We start from the raw sequence: 23,917 nt of genomic DNA on the forward strand, positions 1-23,917 counted from the left end.
TCCATTGCTGCGCGCTTCCCGAGGAAACGTGTTGCCAGGCAGGCCGCACGCGCGTGGCGACTGCGGTTGCGCAGCCCTTATTTCGGTTGCGCCGCCGCCAGCGGCCGCTTCAGCAATCCGATCGCCAGCGCGCTGACCAGCGTCCCGGCGATCAGCGCCGCGACATAGCCCAGCAGGTGCGTGACCGCGCCGGGAATGGGCAGCACGAAGATCCCGCCGTGCGGCACCTTCAATTCCGCCCCGATGGCCATCGAGATGGCGCCGGTGACGGCCGAGCCCGCCATCAGCGACGGGATCATGCGCAACGGGTCGCGCGCCACGAAGGGAATCGCGCCCTCGGTGATGAAGGCCAGGCCCAGGATGCCGGTGGCGCCGCCGGCTTCGCGTTCTTCGGCGGTGTAGCGGTTGGCGAACAGCCGCGTGGCCAGCGCGATGGCCAGCGGCGGCGTCATGCCGGCGGCCATGGTCGCGGCCATGGGCGTATACACGTGGCTGGCGATCAGCGAGGTGGAAAAAGCATAGGCCGCCTTGTTGACCGGGCCGCCCATGTCGAAGGCCATCATGCCGCCCAGCAGCATGCCCAGCATGACCGCGCTGGCTCCCTGCATGCCGCGCAGCCAGTCGGTCAGGAAGGTCTGCGCCGCCGCCACCGGCGCGCCGACCACCTGGGTGATCAGCAATCCGGTCAGCAAGGTGCCCAGCAGCGGCAGGATCAGCACGGGCTTGAGTCCCTGCAACTGCTTGGGCAGCGGGATACGCCGGTTCATGAAATCCGTACCGTACCCGGCGATGAATCCGGCCACGATGCCGCCCAGGAAGCCCGTGCCCATGTTCGCCGCCAGCAGGCCGCCGATCATGCCGGGCGCGATGCCGGGCCGGTCCGCGATGGAGTAGGCGATGTAGCCGGCCAGCGCCGGCACGATCAGCGCGAATCCGCCTTGCGCACCGATCTGGAACAGCGCGTGGGCCAGCGTGCCGGCCTGGGATTCGTCGCTGGCGTAGATGCCGCCCAGCGCGAAGGCCAGCGCGATCAGCAGGCCGCCGGCCACGACGAAGGGCAGCATGAAGGACACGCCCGTCATCAGGTGTTTGTACGGTCCCGCGCGGCGCGGCTGGGCCTGGGTCGGGCCGGCGGCGTCGCTGCTCGCGGCTTGCAGACTGGCCTGCTCGAAGGCGCGCGCGATCAGGGCCTGGCCGTCGCTGATGGCGGGCTTGGTGTTGGACGCATGGACGCGCTTGCCGCCGAAGCGCGAGCGGTCCACCTCGCGGTCGGCGGCGATGATGACGAGATCGGCCGCCGCGATTTCCTCGGTCGTCAGCGGTGTTCCCGAGCCCACCGATCCCTGCGTCTCGACGCGGATGTGATGGCCGAGGGCGTGGGCGGCCTGTGTCAAACCCTCGGCCGCCATGAAAGTATGGGCGATGCCGGTGGGGCAGGACGTGACGGCAACGATGCGTTTGGCGCCGGCGCGAGGAGCGCCAGGGGACGCGGCGTCGGAGGAGAGGGGCGCCGCATTGGCGCCGGCCGCGTGGGCGGCGGCCCGGGCGCCCGCGCCGGTGTCCGGGGCCTGTCCCTGCGCGATCGCTGCCGCGATGACGCGGTCGGGCGCCGCCAGCGCTTCATCCAGGCCCGCCACGCCGCGAGCCAGTCCTGCCTGCGGCGCGGCCGGCTGCGCGCCGCCGATCAACAGCAGGACATCGCCGGGCTTGGGCGCGGCGCCGGCATAGGCCTGCTGCATGCCGGCGGCGTTGCGGATTTCGATATCGCAGTCCCAGCCGCGTTCCGTGGCCGCCTTGCGCAGGGCCGCGCTCGCAAGCGCGCCGGCGACCGCACTGCCGCCGGCCTCGATGGCTATCCAGATCTTGTTCATGCTTGGTTTCCCGGAGTCGAGATGGGCCGCAGCGACACGCGCTCGGCCAGGTCGGCGACGATGGTCGCCGAGGGCAGGTTGGGGCCGGCCAGCCCGAGCTTGGCGACGGCGAAGGCGACCGCCAGGCGCGCCACGCGCTCGGTATCCGCCTGTTCGGCCAGGGCCGCGGCGATGCCGGCGACCATGGCGTCGCCCGCGCCGACGGTGCTGGCCACGGCGGTGGCTGGCAACTGCGCATGCAGCACGCCATGCTCCGTGGCGAACAAGGCGCCTTGCTCGCCCATCGATACCGCCACCAGTCCCAGGCCCTGTTCGCGCAGCCGTTGCGCTTGCGCGGCGATGTGCCTGACCGTGTTCAGCGGCTGGCCCGCCCATTCGGCCAGTTCGTCGCGGTTGGGCTTGATGGCCCAGGGCAGGGCGGGGCCGGCCAGCGCATCGGCCAGCGCATCGCCGCTGGTGTCCAGCAGTACGCGCACGCCCCGGGATTGCAGCCGGGCGATCAGGCGGCCGTAGTGGTCCGGCGGGCAGCCTAGCGGCAGGCTGCCCGCCAGCACCACGAGCGCGCCGGGTTCGGCCAGGGTCAGCAAGGTGGCCTCGGCTTCAGTCAGCAGTTCCCTGGTCGCGGTCAGGCCGGGCAGATTGATGTCGGTGGTGGCGTCGCTGTCCACCAGCTTGATATTGGTGCGGGTCGCGCCGTCGGCCCGCACGAAGCGGTCCTCGATGCGCTTGGCGCGGAACAGGGCCTCGAAGACGCCGGCGTTCTCGCGGCCCAGCAGGCCCGTGGCGGCGACGTCCAGCCCCCAGTCCGCCAGGCAGGAAGCGACGTTGACGCCCTTGCCCCCGGCATCGTGCCGGATCGACTTGGCGCGATGTACGTATCCGCGTTCAAGCCTGTCCAGTGTGACGGTGGCGTCGACCGCCGGGTTCAGGGTGACGGTGATCAGCTTCATGCCATGTCTCCGTCCAGCGCGCGCACGGCCTGTGCGCTGGTCAGTGTCTGCGCGTGCGTGGCCAGGGCCTGCAGCTCGGGCAGCGCCGAGCGGCGCAGGCGCGCCTTGACCGGGGCGATCGCGCGCGGCGCCATCGACAGCTCCGCCACGCCCAGGCCCGTCAGCAGCGCTGCGCCAAACGGGTCGCCGGCCAGGTCGCCGCACACGCCCACCCATCGCCCATGCGTCCGCGCGCCCTGCACGGTCTGCGCGATCAGGCGCAGCACCGCCGGGTGCAGGCTGTCGGCTTCGCTTGCGAGCGCCGGGTTCTGGCGATCGATCGCCAGCGTGTACTGCGTCAGATCGTTGGTGCCGATCGAGAAGAAGTCCGCGTGCTCGGCAAACGCATCCGCCAGCAGCGCCGCGGCCGGGACTTCGATCATGACGCCCAGCGCGATACTGGGCGCGGCCAGTTCGGCGCGCACGCGCTCGCAGGCATCCTTAAGCTGGAGCAGTTCGGCCAGCGATGTGATCATGGGAAACATGATGGACAGGTCGCCCCCTTGCGCGGCGGCGCGGTAGAGTGCGCGCAGTTGGGGTTCGAGCAGGTCGGGGCGGCGCAGCAGCAGGCGCGCGCCGCGCACGCCCAGGAAGGGGTTTTCCTCCACGGGCAGGCCCAGGTGCGGCACCTGCTTGTCGCCGCCGATGTCCAGCGTCCTGACGATCAGCGGTCGGCCGGCAAGCGCGTCCAGCATGCCTCGATAGGCGTGGAACTGTTCGTCCTCGCCGGGCGTGTCGTGGCGCTCGAGGAACAGGAATTCGGTGCGCATCAGGCCCACGCCTTCGGCGCCCTGTTCGAGCGCGGACGCGACCTGTTCGGCGCGGATGATGTTGGCGCCGATGGCGACGGTATGGCCGTCCCGTGTATTGGCCGGCAGTTGACGCTCGGCGGCGGCAGCCTGGCGCGCGGCCTCGGCCTGCGCGATCCAGGCACGCGCGCTGTCCAGGTCTGCCTCGGTGGGCGACAGGTGGATGCGTCCGGCATCGCCGTCGATGATCACCTGCGCGCCGTCGACAAGATCCAGCAGCTCCGCGCCCGCGGCGACGATCGCCGGCAGTCCCAGGGTGCGCGCCAGGATGGCCGTATGCGAGGTGGGGCCGCCCAGCGTCGTCGCCAGGCCGGCCACGCGGCGGATATCCAACGCGGCGGTATCGGAAGGCGCGAGATCGGCGGCGATCAGCACGACCGGGTCGCCGTGCGTGGCGGCCTGCTCGGAGTCGCCGGCGAGCGATGGCTCCATGTGCCGCAGCGCACGCAGGCCGACATCGCGCAGGTCGGCCGCGCGGGCGGCCAGCATCGGATTGCCCAGCGCGGAAAGGCGTTCGGCCTGGGCTTGCACCGCTTCATGCCAGGCCCAGGCCGCGCCGTGGCCCGCCGCCATCAGCTGGCAGGTGTCGGTGATCAGGCCGACGTCGTCGAGCAGGCCGGCCTGGGCCTGGAAGATCGCGGCATCGGCCGCGCCCAGGCGCTTGGCGGTGGCATCGGCCAGGGCCTGCGTTTCCTGGCGGGCAGCGGCCAGCGCGGCTTCCAGCAGCGCCTTGCCGTTGAGTAGCGGCGCGGGGCGATCGGGCACCTGCGCGTCGGCGCTGGCAAGTCGGCGGACGCGGCCGACCGCCAGGCCCGCGCTGGCTGCGACGCCCGTGACGGCGGCGAGCGCGGTGACGGGCTGCCAGGTCCGGCCTGGCGCGACGGAGGGCGCCTGCGCCTGGGCGGCGCTGCGTTCCTGGGCGGTCAGGCCATTGACCACGGCGAGGAACTTCGCCAGCGCCGCAGGCGCTTCGCTGCCCGACGCGGAGAACACCACGCGCGCCTTGGCCGTCAGGCCCAGCTGCAACAGGTCGACCAGACTGCGCGCGTCGGCGCTGTCCGCGCCGTGCCGCACCCGTATCGGCAGGCCGCTGGCCTGTGCGGCCTGCGCCCAGGTCGAGGCCGGCCGGGCATGCAGGCCGGACGGATAGGAGACGATCCATTCCAGGCTGTGCTCCAGATCGGTGGCGGGCTCCGCGGCTGCCGCGGTCTTTGGCGCAGCGGCGGTCAGCGCTGCGATGATGTCCTGCGGATCGTGGGTCGCGGCCAGTTGGCGCAGACGGGCCTCGTCCTGAATCAGGCCGGTGAGCCGTTTGAGGATGGCGATATGTCCATCCGAGCGGGCCGCGATGCCGACCACGAGCCGGACGCGTTGGCCGGGGTTCCATTCGATGCCGCCTGGAATCTGCAGCACCGCCAGTCCATCGCGGCGCACCAGATGGCGGTCTTCGACCCGGCCGTGCGGAATGGCCACGCCGGCGCCCAGGAAGGTATCCGCCAGGGCCTCGCGCTGCGCCATGCTGTGCCCGTACCTTTCGTCCGTGCAGCCGCCGGCGGCCAGGAGCTGTCCGAGCAGTGCGATGGCCTGCCGCTTGTCGGTCACGGCCGCATCCAGGCGCACGCAATCCGGGCGCAGCAGGGATTCAACCTGCGTGGTTGTCATGATCTGTCTCCTGGAACCCATGCTTGGGAAAACGTTTTCTGGATTTTAGAAGAAAAAGTGCCTGGATCTCAAAGGGTATTGAAAATACAATCGGGATTCCCTGGGGCGCTTGTTTTTTCTATTTCAGGAAACGTTTTCCAATGAAGGTGGGCATCAAGGATGTGGCCAAGGCGGCCGGCGTGTCGCCGGCCACGGTATCGCGGGCGCTGGCGGGCAAGGCCATCGATCCGGAGATGCGCAGCCGCGTCGAAGAGGCCGTCCGGCGCACCGGCTACCTGCCCAACCTGGCGGCCCGGCGCCTGCGCTCGCGCCACAGCAACACCATAGGCCTGATCGTCGCCGACATCCGCAATCCGTTCTTCACGGCCATCAGCCGCAGCGTCGAGGATCTGGCCTATGCGCGTGGCCTGCGGGTGATTCTCTGCAATACCGACGAGAATCCCGAAAAGGAAGAGATGTACTTGCGGCTGATGGAAGAAGAGCGCGTGCTCGGCGCCATCTGCGCGCCGACGCGGCGCACGGCCGGGCAGGTCGGGCGCGTGCGGCGCGGTTTTCCGATAGTGATGGTCGACCGGGCGGAGCAGGGCCAGTTGCACGATTGCGTGGTGCTGGACAATGCCGGCGCGTCGGCGGCGTTGGTCGAGCATCTGCATCGCCAGGGGTATCGGCGGATCGCAGGCCTGTTCGGCGCCGCGTCCGCCACCGGCGCGGAGCGGCGCCAGGGCTACGAGTCGGCGATGCAGCGTCTGGGGCTGCCCGTGCGCGCCGCCTATGTCGAGCACCGCGCGGGCGATGTGGATGCCCGGCTGGCGGAGCTGCTGGCCGCGCCGGGCCGGCCCGATGCCCTGATCGCCAGCAACGGACTCATGCTGCTGGATGTCATCCGCGCCTTGCAGCGCGCTGGCCTGGTCGTGCCGCAGGATATCGCCCTGGCGGGATTCGACAACGAGCCGTGGACGGAGATGGTCGGGGGCGGCATCACGCTGATCGAGCAGCCGGTGGAGGAAATCGGCCGCAGCGCCATGATGCTGTTGCTGGATCGCGTCGAAAACGCCGCCGCGCCGCCGCGCCGCATCGTGCTGGACGGGCATTGTCTGGAACGCGGCTCGACGCCCGCGCGCCGGTCCTGATATCCGCGGCGCCGGCCGCCGGGTTATGATTTCGCCACATCGCCGCCGCAGCTCACGCCAGCAGGCGGCCTTTTCGTATTTTCATGCAGGAGAATTCCGCCTATGAGCGCGCCGACCAATGATGACAGCCATCTGTGGGTGACGTGGGACGACTACAACCGCCTGATCGAGCGGCTTGCCTTGCAGGTGCACCAATCCGGTTGGCAGTTCGACAAGATTCTTTGTCTGGCGCGCGGCGGTGTGCGTGTCGGCGATGTGATGTCGCGGATCTTCGACGTGCCCCTGGGCATCCTGGCCACCAGCAGCTATCGCGAGGCGGCCGGCACCAAGCAGGGTGATATGGACATCGCCCAGTTCATCACCATCACGCGCGGCACCCTGTCCGGGCGGGTGTTGCTGGTGGACGACATGGTGGACACCGGCATGACCTTCAACAAGGTTTTCGACCACCTGAAGAACCAGTTCGCCGAGATCACCGAATTGCGCAGCGCCGTGCTGTGGTGGAAGGGCCACTCTCAGGCCACGCCGGACTACTACGTCGACAAGCTGCCCACCAATCCCTGGATTCACCAGCCGTTCGAGGACTACGACAGCCTGCGGCCGCACCAACTCGAAGCCTGGATCCGCAAGGGCTCCAAGAGCTGAGCCGCCGGATCGCGAGGCGGCAGGGCGGGGCCGGGCGCCGATTGTGCCCGGTCTATGGTCAAAATCCGGCCGCCCGTGCTAGAATCGCTGGTTATCGCTAAACCGAACTTGGCTTTCCGCCCTTCCTTTGGGCCACGCCTTGGGCATTCGAATAAGAATGCCCAACATTGGCGGGGCCGGACTGCAAGGTGAACTGTGTCTCACGGGTAACGGGAACAGCCAGCTGAAATAGCGTTAAGAGAGATTGTCAGGAGATCCCAGCCGGGGTTGTACTGGCGCCAGAGCCGGGCGTTTGAACGCCAGGGCAGGCGCCGGCAGGCTGGACCTGTGCAGCGTCGCTGGTAAGCAAGCCAGGTTTATCATCAACTTTTGTTACCCCTTAAGCAGGCCCAATACTTTATGCCTATCGTTCGACTGAAGGAAAACGAACCGTTTGAAGCCGCTCTGCGTCGCTTCAAGCGCACCATCGAAAAGACCGGTTTGCTCACCGAACTGCGTTCGCGCGAGTTCTACGAGAAGCCCACGGCCGAGCGCAAGCGCAAGCACGCCGCCGCGGTGAAGCGCCACTACAAGCGGATTCGTAGCCAGCAACTGCCCCCGCGCCTGTATTGATCTTTGATTCCCGAATCTATTGATTCCAGAATCATTCATCCAGGATTTGCTCGCCCGGGTCGACGTCGTCGATGTCGTCGGGCGATACGTGCAGTTGCGAAAGGGTGGGGCCAACTTGCTTGGCCTGTGCCCCTTTCATAACGAAAAAAGCCCGTCGTTCACTGTCAGCCCCACCAAGCAGTTCTATCACTGTTTCGGTTGTGGAGCGCATGGCAGCGCCATCACCTTCCTGATGGAGCATACGGGCGCCAGTTTCCCCGAAGCCGTGCGCACGCTCGCGGCTTCGGCGGGAATGACGGTACCCGAAGAAAATCGCAGCCCCCGACAGCAAGCCGAAACCGCGCGCCGCAAGGCCGAGGAATCCCGGCACACGCAAGTGCTGGACGCCGCCCAGGCGCAGTACCTGAAGCTGCTGAAGGCCTCGCCGGCCGCGATCCGCTATCTCAAGCAACGTGGCCTGACCGGCGAGATCGCCGCGCATTTCGGGCTGGGCTGGTCGGGCACCGACCGCCATGGGCTGTCGCAGGTCTTTCCCAATTACGACGATCCGGCGCTGGTCGAGGCCGGGCTGGTGATCGAGTCGGAAGACGGACGTCGCTACGACCGCTTCCGCGAGCGGGTCATGTTCCCCATCCGCAATGCGCGCGGCAGCCTGATCGGCTTTGGCGGCCGCATCATCGGCAAGGGCGAGCCCAAGTATCTGAATTCGCCCGAGACGCCGCTGTTCTCCAAGGGACAGGAACTGTACGGCCTGTGGGAGGCCCGCCAGGCGATCCGGCAGGAAGGCCAGGTCATCGTGGTCGAGGGCTACATGGACGTGGTCGGCCTGGCGCAGCAAGGCATCGCCAACGCGGTGGCGACGCTGGGCACGGCGACGACGCCCGACCATGTGAAGAAGCTGCTGCGCGCCAGCGACAAGGTCATCTTCAGCTTCGACGGCGACGGCGCGGGCCGCCGCGCCGCCTGGCGCGCCCTGCAGGCCTGCCTGCCGGTGCTGCGCGACGACATCGCGATCCGCTTCCTTTTCCTGCCGGCCGAGCACGATCCCGATTCCTATGTGCGCGAACTCGGCGCCGAGGCGTTCCGGGCCTGCCTGGGCGAAGCCGTCGCCTTGTCGCGATTCCTGCTGGACGAGCTGGCCTCGCGCCATAACATGGACGAGGCCGAAGGGCGGGCGAGCTGTCTGCACGAGGCCAAGCCGCTGCTGGCCGCGATCCCGGAATGCGCGCTGCGCGTCCAGATCGAGCGCGAGATGGCCAAGTTGGTCCAGCTCACGCCGGAAGAAATGGCTCAGGTGCTGGCGCAGCAGCCGGCCAAGCCGTTTGGCGCGCCGGCGGCTGCCAAGCCGCAGCCGGCAGGCGACGTCCCGACCGGATCTTCGGGGTCGGATACGGGCTTCATGGATGGGGGCTATGACTTCGCCGGCCATGACTTTCACGACTTTCCGGCGGAAGAGTCCGATTACACCGATTACGGGCATTTTCACGGCGCCCATGGCGAGCCCGCCGGTGCGCCAGGAGGTCAGCAGGGCGGTCAGCGTCGCCAGGAATGGAAGCCCAAGGGCGACTGGAAAGGCAAGGGCGACTGGAAGGGCAAGGGCAATTGGAAAGGCCGGCGCGAGGACGACGTCGGCGGTTTCGAAGGCCGCCGCACCATGCCGTCGCTGGCCAAGCGCCTGCTCGGCTTGCTGCTGGCGCATCCCGAGCTGGTGGACTCCATGGGAGACCAGCAGCTTGAAGTGATCGACCACGGCCCCCATCTAGGTCTTGTGCGGGACTTGATCATGCTGGCGCAATCCAGCGGCGCGCGCCATGTGGGCGCCTTGCTGGAGGCGGCCGAGCCGGATTCGGATCTGGCCACCGTGCTCAAGGGCATGCGCGCGGACGTGCTGTCGCAGGAGGATCTGCCCGATCCCCAGACCGAATGGGACGACGCCTTGCGGCGCATCGAGTTCGACTCGGCCAAGCTCGAAATGGCCAAGCTGGCCGCGGGCGGGCTGGCGACGGAAGAGGCGCGCAAGCGTTACATGGAGCTGAATCAGCGCATGATGGTGCTGAAAGGTGCCGGCATACGCTAAATACGTTAAAATCAAGGGTTTTCCGCACTGGCTGCGGATAAGTCCTTGATTGTGGCGGGGCCGGATTGGTCAGAAGTGCCGGGAGGCCCAGGCGGCAGGATCTATTTCCGCCGTATGTGATCTAAGCACCATGGCGGTCGCATGGCTTGGGCGGCCGGATCCAGGACGGATCCGAGGGTTCAAGGCAGGGCCGTAGCGCCGGGCAACAGGCAGGAAAGCAGGCAGGAAAGCAGCGCAAGATTGCGGGGCCGGATTGTCGGACAGTTGCCAGTCGGGTCCCGAGTTTGCCGGATGTGCGGTTTTCGCGGGCCTTGTGTAAAGCCGGAAAAGATTAAGCAGAATCGAAGTGCAGTTTGGCGAGTCTGGCGTTTGGCACGTGTTTTCGCGGCTGAGCGGCAACGGCAAGTCCGGATGCCCCGCCTGAAAAACGCGGGTGCTTACGTCAGGGGCGCCAAGCTTGTTACACAGTTAATTACTATACAGAGGTGAATCGAGCAGTTCGGCGGATGATGCTTCCGCGTAGCGTTCGAGGTTTGGGTGCTGTGTCTACTCAGCTGCTAAGGGCAACGACCCGATAAGCAAGCGTCGCCTATTTATAGGCAGGCAGCCCCCCCGACGCCCGGGCATCCCCGCGGGATGAGTCCATGTATGCCAAGCGCCCCAACGGTTTCGCACCGGCATGGCGCAAGGCGGGTCCGCAAGGACAGGCGCTGCGACCAACGCAGCCGCATGGAGTCGGCCGGTTCATCAGTTTTACCCGCAACGCCGCCGCGGCAGGCCCAGCCTCCCGCGGCTCCGCGCGGTGCAACATGCCCGAACGGGTTGCGACGACCACGGAAGCGACTATGACCAAATCCACTGGCAAATCCTCCTCTGCAATTGATGCGGCTGAAACCAAGGTCACGACGGCCAAGCGCGCCGTCAGCATGGCGGCGGAAAAAGCGCCCGCCAAGACTGCGGTGAAGGTCGCCAAGCCCGCTGCGAAGACGGCCGTCAAGAAGGCCGCCAAGACCGCCGCGGCGGATAAGCCCGAGAAGGCCACCAAGACCCGCGCCAAGAAGGCCGAGGACAAGCTGGCCGACCTGGTGGGCAGCGCGCGCCCGGCCCCCAGCGGCCGCCGTCCTGGTCGTCCGGCCAAGAACGCCAACAATGATTCCGACGGCTTCGACGATCCGATGGACGGCGAAGGCGAAGTCCTGCCCGACCTGAAGCCGCCCAAGCGCGGCGGCAAGCGCGGCAAGGCCGATCCCAAGGACCTGATCGCCCGCGGTCCGGTGTCCGCCGAGGAATACGAAGCCCGCCGCAACCGCCTCAAGCAGCTGATCAAGCTGGGCAAGGACCGTGGCTACCTGACCTACGGCGAAATCAACGACCATCTGCCTGACGACCTGGTCGACGCCGAGGCCATCGACGGCATCATCAGCACCTTCAGCGACATGGGCATCGCGGTCTATGACCAGGCTCCCGACGCCGAAACGCTGCTGATGAGCGAGAACGCGCCGGTCGCGTCCAACGACGACGACGTCGAGGACGAAGCCGAAGCCGCGCTGACCACCGTGGATTCCGATTTCGGCCGCACCACCGATCCCGTGCGCATGTACATGCGTGAAATGGGCTCGGTCGAGCTGCTGACCCGCGAAGGCGAAATCGAAATCGCCAAGCGCATCGAAGACGGCCTGAAGCACATGGTCATGGCCATCTCGGCCTGCCCGACCACCATCAACGAAATCCTGGCACACGTCGTGCGCGTGCGCGAAGGCCAGGCCCAGATCGACGAAGTCGTCGACGGCCTGGTCGACCCGGAAGACGGCGAGGAATACGCCGGCGCCGGCGTCAGCGCCGACGAAGACGAGAGCGATGACGGCCCGGCCGGCGGCATGTCCAGCAAGCAGCTGGAAGACCTGCGCGTCAAGGCCCTGGCCAAGTTCGACGAAGTCGGCAAGCAGTTCGACAAGATGCGCCTGTCGTACGAGAAGGACGGCTACAAGTCGGACATCTACGTGCGCGCCCAGGAATCCATCCAGAACGAACTGATGGGCATCCGCTTCACCGCCAAGATGGTCGAGAAGCTGGCTGACACGCTGCGCAACCAGGTCGAGGAAGTGCGCCAGCTCGAGCGCGCCGTCCTGCACACGTGTGTGGACCGTGCCGGCATGCCGCGCACGCACTTCATCAAGGTCTTCCCCGGCAACGAAACCAACCTGCAGTGGGTGATGGACGAAGTCGCCGCCGGCCATCCCTACGCCGAGACGCTTGAGCGCCAGATCCCGGCCGTCCAGGAACTGCAGCAGAAGCTGATCGACCTGCAGACGCGCGTCGTGTTGCCGCTCAAGGACCTGAAGGACGTCAACAAGCGCATGGCCACCGGCGAAGCCAAGGCCCGCAAGGCCAAGCGCGAAATGACCGAGGCCAACCTGCGCCTGGTGATCTCGATCGCCAAGAAATACACGAACCGCGGCCTGCAGTTCCTGGACCTGATTCAGGAAGGCAACATTGGCCTGATGAAGGCCGTGGACAAGTTCGAGTACCGTCGCGGCTACAAGTTCTCGACCTACGCCACGTGGTGGATCCGTCAGGCCATCACGCGCTCCATCGCCGACCAGGCGCGCACCATCCGTATTCCGGTCCACATGATCGAAACGATCAACAAGATGAACCGGATCAGCCGCCAGATCCTGCAGGAAACCGGCGCCGAGCCGGATCCCGCGACCCTGGCGCAGAAGATGGACATGCCGGAAGACAAGATCCGCAAGATCCTGAAGATCGCCAAGGAACCGATCTCCATGGAAACGCCGATCGGCGACGACGACGATTCGCACCTGGGCGACTTCATCGAGGACACCTCGACGCTGGCGCCTTCGGACGCGGCGCTGCACGGCTCCATGCGCGACGTGGTCAAGGAAGTGCTAGACTCTCTCACCCCGCGTGAAGCCAAGGTCCTGCGCATGCGTTTCGGCATCGAAATGAGCACCGACCAGACCCTGGAAGAAGTGGGCAAGCAATTCGACGTGACCCGCGAGCGCATCCGCCAAATAGAAGCCAAGGCACTGCGCAAGCTGCGTCACCCCAGCCGGGCCGACAAGCTGAAGAGCTTCCTGGAAGGGCAGTAAGTTTCCTGGGCCTCTAGCTCATGCCTGGTTAGAGCAGTGGACTCATAATCCATTGGTGCCGAGTTCGACTCTCGGGGGGCCTACCAAGAAACTCCTGATTTATCAGGAGCAAACAGCCGCCAGCGATGGCGGCTGTTTCTTTTCCAGCGTTTGTTGTGTCCGGAAAGGTGCCTCTTCCGCTCCTGGGGCACCGAGGCTTCAGGGCTGCGGCAGGAAGCCTGGACAGGCTATCGCGCCATGATTGATGCGCGACCTGCCTATTGGACTCGCACCGGCAAGCTGCAATCGGAGAAGAAGACCTCGCACTTCTTGCCAGTCGTTTTCTCGCACGAGTCAATGGCGTACTTGGATGCGATTTCCAGCGTCCGCCCGCGGGCCGAGACGGCATGGTTGCTGCCCCAGGCGAGAGCGCCGCATTGATTGGAATAGGTGATGTCGACGCGGCAACTCTTGCCGCCCTTGCGTTGGCACATGGCCGTGGCGATCTGGATGGCGGCTTCCTCGGTGGGCTGGCTGCCGCCGATGCCGGTCATCCCGGAAGCGGCATCCATGACGATCGCGCCCCAGCGCTCCTCCCAGCGGACCTGGGGGGCGGCTCCTCCGCCCGATCCTCTGTACAGCCCGGGAACCGGCCGGCATTCAATTCCATTCTGCGTGGGAGTGGGCTTATAGCCGTCCGAGCATCCCTGTTCGGCCGCGGCCGGATTGGCCACAGCAAGCGCAATGGCAGCTATAGCAAGCGCAAATGTGAGAGATCGAATGTCTTTCATGGGAATTCCGTGTGATGGTCGGCGGCATCGGGATGCGACTATTCTAATCACGGAACCAGACAAGAAACGCAAGGAAATCGTCACGCCGACGCGGCTGAAACTTCCACGGCATCCCAGCCCCCGAGCGACTCAAATGAAAAGCCACCCGCAGGTGGCTCGGACTGTATTTTCGTTCAGCGCAGCGCTACGCCTGATACGCCAGATGAATCAACGGATAAGGCCTGCCCTGATCATCAAGCGCCGACCGGCCGATGCGCTTGAACCCCATCCTTTCATAGAAACCCACGGCCTGGCCGTTCTGCTCATTGACGTCGGTCGTCATCCGGGGATGCAGCGCAAGGCCGTGGCGCACCAGCGCGGCGCCGATGCCGGTGCCGCGGCAGGCCGGGTCGACGAACAGCGCCTGCATGTGGCCGTTGTCGATGAGCATGAATGCCTGCGGATAGTCATGCGCGTCCACGGCAAGCAGCAGTGGCGCCTGGGGCAGGAAGCCGCACACCATCTCGTCGATGGCCTGGCGGTCTTCAGGGGAAAGAAAATCATGGGTGGCGTCAACCGCGCGGCGCCAGATTTCGACGACGCGGGCGCCCTCGCCGGGGCGGGAAGATCTAATCGTTATCATCGCAATAGAGTAGTCCATTGCCCGTTGACGATCAAGCCGGCGCTTGCCGGCAAGCCGCGAGGGCGGCGCCCGCAACTCCTGGTCGGTGATGCGGGCCATGCATCAGAATTGATGCGTGTATGTCAGTTGCACCGTATCGAGTCCCGGATTCGGTCGCTTGATGCCCGCGTTGGAGAAATGCGAATAGCGCACGCCAACACGGCTGTTGGGCGTCAGCAGAAAGCCCACGCCGATGTGGTCGCCAAACTGAAACGCCGAGCCGATGTTCCGATTCGAGAATCGTGTGCGCGTGAGCACCGTGGCGCCCACGCCGGCCTCTATGTAGAAGCGTTCGCTGGTCCACCATCGGAACATCGGGATCGCGCTGAACTGCCAGGCCTGGCCGGGCGAGCGCGGGCGGTCTGCGGTCCAGTACGAAACGCCGATCTCCGGCGTCAGGTCCAGGCGGCCCCAGCGGCCGCCGAATCGCGTGGTCCAGACCGAGGGCGTTTCATAGTTCAACGTGTAGCGCTGGTATCGATCCCCGACGCCGTAGTGCACGCTGATGCCGCCTTGCGTACCACCGGAGCTTGCGGTGGCCGGGCCCGCGGCATTGAATAGCATCAGGCAAGTGATGCCTGACAAGATCCCGTTCCTGCTGGATTGCTTCCTGCTTGTTTTCTGATTGTTGGTTTTCATGTTGTCGACTGAAAGATGAGTGCAACGCAACGGCAATCCGCCCTTGGATGAATCGAGAATCCGTGGCGGGCTTCCGGGATGCGGGCGCAGATATGGCAGCCTCTCTCCGCTATGGAGGCCTTGTCCATGCAAGCGTCGCTGCCGAACCAATTTGTTCAACAGTCCGGTCACTCTATCAATCGCGTCGACGAGAAATTTGAAGTTTCGTGAACAATTGATCGTCGGTCTTGCGAGTTGTTCAAGAAAACTGACTTCTTTTTGTCATGCCGTGGGGAACGGCCACATGCGGATGCCGGGCATTCGCGCTCAGCAGGCCCCTGGGGCCACCATGCCCGCATGGTAGGCATGAAAGTGCTCGCGCCGGGCCGGCGCGGGGATGCCCAGGCTTCGGGCCGCGGGCAACAGGGTTTCATCAACGAAGTGATCGAAGTCCTCCTGCGACCGCCAGGCGTCGACGATGCGCCAGCCATTCGGAACCGCGCCGCAGGAATGGAAGAGGATGCCTGCGGGCGCGCCTTGCGCCTGCAGGCTTGCGCCCAGTCTGTCGTAGGCCTGCCGATCCATGCCGGCGAATTCGAGCAACGTCATGATGGTCATCGCGTCGGGTCCTGGAGATGGGCGTCTGTGCTGTGGCATACAGGCTGGCGCCTGTCGTGGGAGGCCATGATACTGCCGATGCATGCGACGTTGCGGACAAGGACGGCGCGAGCGGTGGCTCGTTTTTTGGGTGCGATGCGTTCGGACGATTGCGACGGGAAAAAGAAATCCCCGGCTGTACCGGCCGGGGATCAAGTCCACAGCATGCGCTCTTTTAGACTCGTCCGTCCATGTGATGTGGCGCTGTGCCAAGAAATAGCATGGAAGCTTTTGTGTAAAAGACAAATCTGCCATCGTCGTTGCGGATGAGCGCAACAGGCGCGCAATGAAAAAAAGCGCATGCCTGCTTGCGCGGGCATGCGCTGCGACGATTCCCGTCCCTTCGCGGAGGAGGGATGTCCGTCAAATAGACCGATTGCCGCTGGCACGCCGTGGGTCTGTCTCGACCTGTCTCATTGCAGGCGGCGTGCGGTCGGAGGCCGGCTATCGGCAGGAGCGGCGCGTCACGCCTTCAGGCTCGCATCCTGGCGTGCCGCGCCGACGCTCGTCAGAACGCGTGCCGCAAGCCCACGCTGACGTCCGTGTACTTCGCGTCCTTCAGGAACGCATAGTTGTTGGTATAGGACGCCAGTCCGTAGATGGCGGTTCGCTTGGACAGGCTGTAGGTATAGCCGAGCGAGAACGTGTTGGTGGTGGCGTCATCGGAGGTCAGGCGCGAATTGTTCGCGTCGGCGCGCTGCCAGGACGCGAACATGCTGCCGGCCGCGCCGACCGGCGCTGAAATGCCTGCCAGGTACGAGTTGGACTTGAAGCCGTCGACGAAGGCGTTGGTTGGTATGCCGCTGAATTTGCCGATCGCGGCGCCGGCGGGCAATGAACTGCCGCCAAACCAGCCATCCGTGGTACGGCCATACGCGAGCAGGAGTTTCACGACCTCAAAGTCGTATGAGGCGCCGATCAGGTACGAGCGAGGGGTGGCGTTGCGCTCGCTCGGCTGTGACAGCTTGTTGGAGCCGTTCAGCTGGTCATAGGAAAGGAACGCGGCGAGCGGTCCATTCAGGTAGCGCAGCCCCGCCGTGACGGCGCGGGTATTGTCCGCGGTCGCGAATCCGGTTTCGCCGTCCCGCTTGTCGTCGATGTTGCTCGAGTAGCTGATCGCTGCGGTCAGCCCGCCCATGGACGGTGTTTCATAGAGCACCATGTTGTCGTAGCGGCCAAAAGCCGCTCCGCTCAGGCCCAGGCCCGCGCCGGTGTTCCACTGCGTGAAACCGTTGCCGAAGTTCGCGCCGAATATGCTCAGCATGTACTGAGTGCCGATGTTGAATTGGCGGCCGAATTCGAGTTTTCCCAAGTCAGCGCTGGTCAGGCCGACCACGGCGTCGCGGCCAAACAGCCGGTTGTTCTGTCCCGGCGTGCCATTGGCCGAGTTGAAGCCCGATTCCAACTTGAATGTTGCATACAGCCCGCCTCCCAGGTCTTCCTTGCCGCGCAGGCCCCAGCGGGATCCTGCGGTGGTTCCGTTGGTCATGCCGACATGGCTGTTGTCCAGGCGATTGACCGCGCCTGTCTTCGGATCGCGGTAGTCGCCGCTTACCTTGGCGTAGCCGAGGCCCGTGTCGATGACGCCATACAGCGTTACGGATGATTCGGCGGCAACGCTTGCAGAGGTGACTGCAAGCGCAGTGGTCACACTGGCCGCGAACAGGTGTTTCTTCATGGAGTGGCTCCCCTTGTTTGGTTTTGATCGCTATCGGGTAGATCGCCATTCGCGCGCGGCAGGGGACGAAACCGCCGGCGGCATGACGCCACCGGCAGCTGCCCAGTGCATGCCGTCCCCTCTTCGCGGCAGCCTGGTCAAAGCACTCTAGTCCCGTGCTTCTGTCATTCACCGAACAGGGGAATTACATGTTGATCCGCTTCTGTAACGATGGCGTCGCGCCGTGCTTGGGGGGCGACTGATGGATGAGGGAAAACGATAGGCGCGTTCGCGTATCGATTCGGCGTGGCGGACACGCATTCGCCGCGCTGCAGGCTTGTTCTTGGTGATGTGAGCGAGCGCGTCGGGGCAGGAATGAGGATGGCGGCGTGCATGTCGCGCGGGTCGACGCCGGCATGTGCCGCATGTCAATTCTCAGACTGATCCTGGTGCCACCCAATGGCGCTGCCGATCCATCGGTGGCACGAGTGGAGCCGTCAGTCGATGATGTCGGCGCAGGCGTCCGTCGGCGTTGCGACGGTGTGGCCGACGACGGGAACAATCTTGATGGCGGCCGATGCAACGCGGCAGGGCGCGGCGGCCAGGCCACAGCCCGATGCGAGCGCGCAAAGCGCCGCGACCAATAGCCATTTCATTTGATCAGTGTGAATCCTGGTTGATCGAAACGAAATTGTGCGGCGTCGCGGCGCGCGGAATAGTGGAGATTTGCGGGTCGACTGTAAGGATTCTTGCTTGCCGTGGCACGGGATGTAACCGCACGCGGCCGATGCCGCGTGCTACGCGCCTTTATGGGCGTCGAGCAGCGCCCGGCCTTTGTCTGTCAGCACGATGATGGATCCGGCGCTGGCGGGACCGTGGGCGGTGTCGACCAGGCCGTTGGACGTCGCGTCTTCCCAGGCGGAGAGCCGGGGGCAACTGGTTTTCCAGGCTTCCATGGTGTCGGCGTAGCTGCGGGGGCGCTCGGACAGCCAGGCCAGGAACTGCAGCAGATTGCCCGTCTGGGATGTGCCGGCTTCGATAAGAGGGCTGCGGGACATGATGGTCTCCGGCGTGTCGTGGATGCCACGCCAGATTACTCCCGAGGCTCGCCCGGCGCCAATGCCCGGCGATGGACATCGTCGCCGCGGGCGAAGCCGCCGTCCGGCGCGGGATGATGGCGTTGCGCCGCCCGAGCCGGGTTGGCTGTCTGGCGGCGTCAGTCCGGCCGCTTGCAGGCCTGCAGCTGTTCGAGCGGCGTGGTCGTGTCCAGCAACGCGGCTTCCGTGCTGGGGACCTTGTTCATGCGGGCGATGCCGGTCCGGTCCACGATGTACAGGCGCGTGCCGCCATCCTCCATGTCGCGGCACACCCAGCCCTTGACGGCGCTGGCGCCGGGCGCGGGGTTCTGCAGTTTCTTGAGCTGTTCGATCGTGTCCTGCATTTCCTTCTGGGACACGGCAGGCGCGGATTGGGCGAGGGCGGCGCCGCTGGCGGCGGCGAGGGTCAGGCAAAGCAATAGCGCTTTCATCGGATGCAGGCTATCTATACAGGTGTGGGGATGGAGGAACGTCGCGTCGTGCATGGAAGGGCGCGATGCGAACGTGGCGGAGCCGCTCGATTGTATGGGATGAATCTTGCAGCCTGCGGGCGCTGGCGCAAGGGCGCGCGCGGGCGGTTCGCGCGCAATGTTCACGCAATCGACCCCTTCGATACTGGCGGCCGTGGCGGGGATGCGCCCCGCGTTTCGGGAAAAGCCATGCTCCAGGAATTCGCCCATACCGTTGCTTCCAGGCCGTCGCGCCTGGCCTTGCTGCTTGTCGCCTGCGCCTGCCTGGCGCCGGCCGCCGCGCCGGCCCAGGATTGGGTCTACGGCGGACCGCCGGTGATCGTGATGCCGCCGCCGGCCGTGGTGGTGCCCGCGCCGCACTACGACCCCTGCCGCGATGGCAGCATCAACTGGGGACGTCCCGTGAACTGCGAGGAGCTGATGCGGCGCGGTCAGGGGCCGGTCATACTCTACGGCGCCGAGCCGGCATATGATCCGTGCCGGGACGGCCGCATCCATTGGGGACGGCCGGTGGATTGCGAGGCGCTGTTTCGCGGCCGCCGCGCGTTGCCGCCCGTGATCCGGTACTAGGGATAGGGAGACTGCACGTGCGGATTCTTCTGGTCGAGGACGAGGCGGGCATGGTCGACGCGCTGACGGCCGCATTGCGCCGCCATGGCATCGCGCTGGATCACGCCGGCACGCTGGCCGCGGCGCGCAGCCTCGCCGACAGCGGCCAGCACGACGCGGTGCTGCTGGACCGGCGGCTGCCGGATGGCGACGGGCTGGAGCTGCTGGTCCGGCTGCGCGCCCGGCAAGAGGGCGTGCCGGTCATCGTCATGACGGCGGTGGGCGAGCTGGCCGACAAGGTCGGCGGCCTGAACGCGGGCGCGGACGATTATCTGGTCAAGCCCTTCGCGTTCGATGAACTGCTGGCACGTCTGCGCGCCGTGCTGCGTCGTCCCGTGCTGATGCAGCCCGACGTGGTCCGGCTGGGGGGACTGGCGTTCGACCTGACACACAGCGAGGCCAGCGTCGCGGGCCAGCGGCTGGAACTGCCGCGCCGCGAATTGCTGGTGCTGGAAACCCTGGTCCGGCGAGCCGGCCGCACCGTGGTGCGCGCCGCGCTCGAGAGCGCGGTGTTCAGCCTGGATGATGATATCCAGTCCAACGCGCTGGATACGCATGTGTCGCGCCTGCGGCGCAAGCTGGAACAGGCGTCGGCGGGCGTGGAGATCTGCGGCATCCGCGGCGTGGGTTATCTGCTGCGGGCCCTGCCGCCCCAGGCTGCCGCATCATGACGGCGGACGGCCTTTCCGATCCGCCGGCCGGACGCCGCGCCTCGCTGGGACGGCGGCTGGTCTGGCGATTGGTGCTGGCGCAGGTGGGCATACAGATCCTGGTCGTGGCGCTGTTGTTCGTCACCGGCAACCTGGTCGAATTCTCGTCGCAGGAGAACACGGTGGAGATCCTGCAGGAGGCCGTGGCGCGCGATGCGTCCGGCGCGCTGGTGCTGCGCGACACGCCACGCCTGCGCGGCCTGCGCGCCGAGCAGCCCGATCTATGGGCCGTGTTGCGGGACGGCCAGGGCAGGGAGCTGCGCGATGGGCCCGTGCCGCCGGAATTCGCCGCCGTTGGCGGCGCGCTGGACGGCGTGGGCCAGGCGCGGCTGGGCTGGAACCTGGGCGATCCGCCGCGCGGCACGGCGCGGATGCGCAAGGTCGAGACCGAGGCGGGTCGCGTGGGCGTGCTGACGGGGCCAGCCAGTTCGATCACGGCGCGCAATGCGCTGATCGGGGCGGGCCTGGTCCTGTGGAAGATGGTGTTGCCGATCGCGTTGATGACGCTCGCGGCGACGCTGTTGGCCACCCATCTGGTGGTGCGGCGCACGCTGGGCGGATTGCGCGCGGCGGCCGAGCAGGCCGGCCGCATCGACATCGATCGTCGCGAAACGAGACTGCCCCTGGGCGACGTGCCGGAAGAAGCCGCCGCGCTGGTGCGGGCGGTCAACGGCGCGCTGGCCAGGCTGGACGAAGGCTATGCGCGCCACCAGCGCTTCCTGGCCGATGCCGCGCATGAGCTGCGCACGCCGATCGCCATCCTGAACATGCGCCTGGAGGGCTTGCCGGCCGGGCCGGAGCGCGCCCGCCTGCTGGAGGACGCGGCGCGCCTATCCTTGCTGGCGGGACAATTGCTCGACGCGCAGCGGCTGGAGCGCGACAGCGCGCCGCTGCTGCCGCTGGACCTGGTCGAGCTGGTGCGCGGCGTCACGGCGGAGCTGGCGCCGCTGGCCGTTGGCGCCGGGTACCAGATCGCATTCGAGTCGGGGGCAGGGCCGGTTACGGTGGCCGGGGATCGGCCCGCGCTGGAGCGGGCCGTGTCGAACCTGGTGCAGAACGCCATCCAGCACGGCGGCCGTCGCGGCGTCATCACCTTGCGCGTTCATGGCGTTCGCGCGGTCGAGGTCTGCGACCAGGGCGACGGCGTGCCGCCAGGCTGGCGGGAAGACATCTTCAAACCCTTCGTCAAGGAGTCGCCGCACAGCACGGGCGCCGGCCTGGGCCTGAACCTGGTGGCCCGCATCATCCGCCGCCACGGAGGCGAAGTTTCCGTGGCGTCCGGGCCGGACGGCGGCGCCTGCTTTCGCCTTGATTTTCCCGAGCCTGGCGACGCCGATGTCGCGGCCGAACTCTCCCGGAGTCCGAGATGAAGTTTCGCGTCGTGGCCTTGCGCCTCGCGCGTTGCCGTTCACTCGCGCGCGAGGCGCTGCGGGTGCTCGCGTGGCCCGCCATCCTCTGCGCCGGACTGGCCGGCACCGGTGCCGCGCTGGCGACGGCGTCGCCGATGTTCTGGTTCAATCTGGTCTATCTGGGCGTGGTCCTGTTGATCCTGGCCTGCGAGCGCATCCTGCCCTATGAGCGGGCCTGGCAGGCCAACGACGGAGAGATGCGCGAAGATCTGGCTCATACCTTGTTCACCAAGGGCGTGGCGCAGCTAGGGGCCTATCTCGCCACGCTGGCCGGCGCCGCCTCCGCGATCGCATTGCAACCCGCCGCGTCGCAGGCCGGACCGTGGCCCGCGCAATGGCCCATGGCCCTGCAGGTGGTCCTGGGGCTGGTGGTGGCGGAGCTGGGCCTGTATGTGGCGCATCGCGCCGCGCATGAATGGCGGCCGCTATGGCGCTTCCATGCGCTGCATCACAGCGTGCGCCGCCTATGGGTGATCAACACCGGGCGCTTTCATATCGTGGACACGCTGATTAAGATCGCATGCAGTCAGACGCCCTTGTTGCTGCTGGGCGCGCCCTTGCGCGTGTTCCTGTGGGTCAGCGCGGCCACCGCCTTCATCGGCCTGCTCACTCATTGCAACATCGACGTGCGCACGGGCTTCCTGGATCGGATCTTCAGCACGCCGCCGCTGCATCGCTGGCATCACTCCAAGCGCCTGCCCGAGGGCAATCGCAACTACGGTGAAAACGTGGTGCTGTGGGATAGGCTGTTCGGCACCTACTATCATCCGCGCGACCGTCGTCCACCGGTGGATATCGGCATCAGCGGGCGGATCCATGACGGATTCCTGCGCCAGTTGTGGCAGCCGTTCTCGGCGCGCGGCGCGCGCGACATCATGGAGCCCGCCGCCAAGGCGGAACGGCCGGCCTCGTGAGTCGGCCAGGATCCGTTGGCTGCGGTGAGCGGCCAGGTCTTCGGATGGGACAGCGCATGTCAGGCGGCGCGCTGCGATTCGGCGCGCCGCGCCTCGGGCGCAGGCCAGCGCAGGATGAAGCGCGCGCCGCCCAGCGGGCTGCCATGCACGCTGATGTCGCCATGATGCGCGGCCGCCACGCGCTGGACAATGGCCAGCCCGAGGCCGGCGCCGCCGGTGCCGCGGTCGCGGCTCTCGTCCAGACGGATGAAGGGTTCGAAGATCTTGTCGCGGTCCCTGGCCGGTATGCCCGGGCCGTCATCGTCGACGATCAGTTCGTAGGCGCCGTCCGCGCGAGCGGCCAGGGATACATGCACCAGGCGGCTGGCATAGCGTACCGCGTTCTGCACCAGGTTGAGCAGCGCCCGGCTCATGTAGCGGCGGTGCAGGCGGACCTGCGGCGGGCAATCGCCGTGCACTACGCAACGCACGGCGCGCGCTTGCGCCAGGTGGTCGACTTGCGCCAGCGTGTCGCCGAGCCAGTCGCGCGCGTCGATGGTTTCCTGCGGCATCATGTCGTCCGTCGGCCGTTCCAGACGCGCGTAGACCAGCAGTTCCGCCACCATGCTTTCCAGCTCGTCGATGTCCGCCTGCATGTCCTGCAGGATATGCTCGCGGCGCGCGCCGCTGCGGTCCTGCCGCAGCAGGTCGACTTCGAAGGCCAGCCGGGCCAGCGGCGTGCGCAGTTCATGCGAGACGGCGTTGGTCAGGCTGCGCTGGTTCTCGATCAGCGCGGCGATGCGCTCGGCCATCTGATTGAAGCTCTCGCCCACGTGCCGGATGCCGGCCACACGCGACAGGCGCACGCGGGTGCCCAGGTCTCCCTGGCCGATCAGCTGCGTGGCGTTGCGCAGCACGTTCAGGTCGCGCCAGATCGGCAAGGCCCACAGCAGGAACAGGGCGGTGGCCACGATCAGGCTCAGGAGCAGCCAGGCGCTCCACGCCAGCAGCCTGTCGGCCGGACTGTCGCCGGGCTGGCGTACCTGCAGCCATTGCGCCGGCTCGCCGGGCAGGGGGAAGAGGTAGATGCCGTTGTCTTCGCGAAAGACCACGCCCAGGCGGGCGAGCTGGTCCCGCTCCTTGTCGCCCAGCCTGACCTGTTCCTGGGGCAGCAAGTGGATGTCGGCGCCATACAGCGGCGCGATCTCCGCGTGGAGGATGCGCGCCCGGTCCGCTGGCGCGATGGCATCCAGTTCCTTGTGCAGGGCATGCAGTTCGCCGCGCACCGCGCGCAGGGCGACGCTCTCGATCTGCGGCCTGAAGAAATAGTTCAGGCTCCGGTCCACCATGAAGTACGCCACGAAGAAGCTGACGATGGCGACGACGAGTATGCGGAGGATGAATTTGATCATGGTGGACGAATGCGCGCGTGGCGCTGGCGAAGTGGCGCGATCGTACTGC

At 66.7% G+C, this 23,917-nt stretch carries 21 protein-coding genes and 1 tRNA gene; 10 read left to right on the top strand and 12 right to left on the bottom strand.

Annotated features, from left to right (window positions below):
- Positions 1–77 precede the first annotated feature (77 nt).
- The 3 genes from ACEU5R_RS15785 to ptsP are packed head-to-tail and all read right to left on the bottom strand — an operon-like array spanning position 78 to position 5,331.
- The gene (locus ACEU5R_RS15785) at positions 78–1,871 is read right to left on the bottom strand and encodes a PTS fructose transporter subunit IIC (protein ID WP_392410788.1); all 1,794 of its coding nucleotides are present in this window, start codon (positions 1,869–1,871) and stop codon (positions 78–80) included.
- Entirely contained in the window at positions 1,868–2,821 is a 954-nt protein-coding gene (gene pfkB, locus ACEU5R_RS15790; protein ID WP_392410789.1) for a 1-phosphofructokinase, read from the bottom strand. Before pfkB ends, ACEU5R_RS15785 begins: the two co-directional genes overlap by 4 nt.
- Positions 2,818–5,331 carry a phosphoenolpyruvate--protein phosphotransferase gene (gene ptsP, locus ACEU5R_RS15795; RefSeq protein ID WP_392410790.1) on the bottom strand — a complete coding sequence of 838 codons (2,514 nt, stop codon included), beginning with the start codon at positions 5,329–5,331 and terminating at the stop codon, positions 2,818–2,820. Before ptsP ends, pfkB begins: the two co-directional genes overlap by 4 nt.
- 140 nt (positions 5,332–5,471) lie before the next feature.
- Between ptsP and ACEU5R_RS15800 the strand changes: the two genes are divergently transcribed.
- From ACEU5R_RS15800 to ACEU5R_RS15825, 6 genes are all read left to right on the top strand, one after another.
- Entirely contained in the window at positions 5,472–6,461 is a 990-nt protein-coding gene (locus ACEU5R_RS15800) for a LacI family DNA-binding transcriptional regulator (protein WP_103275318.1), read from the top strand.
- Positions 6,462–6,563: 102 nt separating this feature from the next.
- Entirely contained in the window at positions 6,564–7,106 is a 543-nt protein-coding gene (locus tag ACEU5R_RS15805; protein ID WP_103275317.1) for a phosphoribosyltransferase, read from the top strand.
- Positions 7,107–7,505: 399 nt separating this feature from the next.
- Positions 7,506–7,718, top strand: a complete 213-nt coding sequence (gene rpsU / locus ACEU5R_RS15810) for a 30S ribosomal protein S21 (protein ID WP_006218592.1) — start codon at positions 7,506–7,508, stop codon at positions 7,716–7,718.
- A gap of 19 nt (positions 7,719–7,737) precedes the next feature.
- Positions 7,738–9,795: a DNA primase gene (gene dnaG, locus ACEU5R_RS15815; RefSeq protein WP_392410791.1), complete on the top strand. Its 2,058-nt coding sequence runs from the start codon at positions 7,738–7,740 to the stop codon at positions 9,793–9,795.
- Positions 9,796–10,640: 845 nt separating this feature from the next.
- Positions 10,641–12,905, top strand: a complete 2,265-nt coding sequence (gene rpoD, locus ACEU5R_RS15820) for an RNA polymerase sigma factor RpoD (RefSeq protein WP_103275315.1) — start codon at positions 10,641–10,643, stop codon at positions 12,903–12,905.
- A gap of 7 nt (positions 12,906–12,912) precedes the next feature.
- A tRNA-Ile gene (locus ACEU5R_RS15825) sits at positions 12,913–12,991 on the top strand.
- 171 nt (positions 12,992–13,162) lie between these two features.
- Here the strand turns inward: ACEU5R_RS15825 and ACEU5R_RS15830 are convergent.
- The 8 genes from ACEU5R_RS15830 to ACEU5R_RS15865 all read right to left on the bottom strand — a co-directional run bounded on the left by ACEU5R_RS15830 (position 13,163) and on the right by ACEU5R_RS15865 (position 19,045).
- Entirely contained in the window at positions 13,163–13,675 is a 513-nt protein-coding gene (locus tag ACEU5R_RS15830; RefSeq protein ID WP_392410792.1) for a DUF4189 domain-containing protein, read from the bottom strand.
- A 184-nt stretch (positions 13,676–13,859) separates the two neighbouring features.
- Positions 13,860–14,297, bottom strand: a complete 438-nt coding sequence (locus ACEU5R_RS15835) for an acetyltransferase (RefSeq protein WP_103275307.1) — start codon at positions 14,295–14,297, stop codon at positions 13,860–13,862.
- Positions 14,298–14,399: 102 nt separating this feature from the next.
- Positions 14,400–14,900, bottom strand: coding sequence for an acyloxyacyl hydrolase (locus tag ACEU5R_RS15840; protein ID WP_103275306.1), 501 nt, complete (start codon positions 14,898–14,900; stop codon positions 14,400–14,402).
- 381 nt (positions 14,901–15,281) lie between these two features.
- Positions 15,282–15,572, bottom strand: a complete 291-nt coding sequence (locus tag ACEU5R_RS15845; RefSeq protein ID WP_103275305.1) for a hypothetical protein — start codon at positions 15,570–15,572, stop codon at positions 15,282–15,284.
- Between the two features lie 547 nt (positions 15,573–16,119).
- Positions 16,120–17,289, bottom strand: a complete 1,170-nt coding sequence (locus ACEU5R_RS15850; protein WP_392410793.1) for a porin — start codon at positions 17,287–17,289, stop codon at positions 16,120–16,122.
- Between the two features lie 476 nt (positions 17,290–17,765).
- Positions 17,766–17,924 carry a DUF6726 family protein gene (locus ACEU5R_RS15855; protein ID WP_199770890.1) on the bottom strand — a complete coding sequence of 53 codons (159 nt, stop codon included), beginning with the start codon at positions 17,922–17,924 and terminating at the stop codon, positions 17,766–17,768.
- Positions 17,925–18,065: 141 nt separating this feature from the next.
- Positions 18,066–18,326: a hypothetical protein gene (locus ACEU5R_RS15860; protein WP_392410794.1), complete on the bottom strand. Its 261-nt coding sequence runs from the start codon at positions 18,324–18,326 to the stop codon at positions 18,066–18,068.
- A 158-nt stretch (positions 18,327–18,484) separates the two neighbouring features.
- Entirely contained in the window at positions 18,485–19,045 is a 561-nt protein-coding gene (locus ACEU5R_RS15865; RefSeq protein ID WP_392410795.1) for a hypothetical protein, read from the bottom strand.
- Between ACEU5R_RS15865 and ACEU5R_RS15870 the strand changes: the two genes are divergently transcribed.
- Genes ACEU5R_RS15870 through ACEU5R_RS15885 form a run of 4 tightly spaced genes read left to right on the top strand, consistent with a single transcriptional unit; the run spans position 19,025 to position 22,477 of the window.
- The gene (locus ACEU5R_RS15870) at positions 19,025–19,405 is read left to right on the top strand and encodes a hypothetical protein (protein ID WP_103275302.1); all 381 of its coding nucleotides are present in this window, start codon (positions 19,025–19,027) and stop codon (positions 19,403–19,405) included. The genes ACEU5R_RS15865 and ACEU5R_RS15870 overlap by 21 nt on opposite strands.
- Positions 19,406–19,422: 17 nt before the next feature.
- The gene (locus ACEU5R_RS15875; protein WP_392410796.1) at positions 19,423–20,115 is read left to right on the top strand and encodes a response regulator transcription factor; all 693 of its coding nucleotides are present in this window, start codon (positions 19,423–19,425) and stop codon (positions 20,113–20,115) included.
- Complete coding sequence (locus tag ACEU5R_RS15880; protein ID WP_392410797.1) at positions 20,112–21,524, top strand: sensor histidine kinase; 1,413 nt, start codon at positions 20,112–20,114, stop codon at positions 21,522–21,524. Before ACEU5R_RS15875 ends, ACEU5R_RS15880 begins: the two co-directional genes overlap by 4 nt.
- Positions 21,521–22,477, top strand: coding sequence for a sterol desaturase family protein (locus ACEU5R_RS15885; RefSeq protein ID WP_392410798.1), 957 nt, complete (start codon positions 21,521–21,523; stop codon positions 22,475–22,477). Before ACEU5R_RS15880 ends, ACEU5R_RS15885 begins: the two co-directional genes overlap by 4 nt.
- 59 nt (positions 22,478–22,536) lie before the next feature.
- Here the strand turns inward: ACEU5R_RS15885 and ACEU5R_RS15890 are convergent, their stop codons facing one another.
- Positions 22,537–23,868 carry an ATP-binding protein gene (locus ACEU5R_RS15890; RefSeq protein ID WP_392410799.1) on the bottom strand — a complete coding sequence of 444 codons (1,332 nt, stop codon included), beginning with the start codon at positions 23,866–23,868 and terminating at the stop codon, positions 22,537–22,539.
- Positions 23,869–23,917: the final 49 nt, after the last annotated feature.

Source organism: Achromobacter sp. 413638 (assembly GCF_043119405.1).
In the GTDB taxonomy this organism is placed as follows: Bacteria; Pseudomonadota; Gammaproteobacteria; order Burkholderiales; family Burkholderiaceae_B; genus Achromobacter.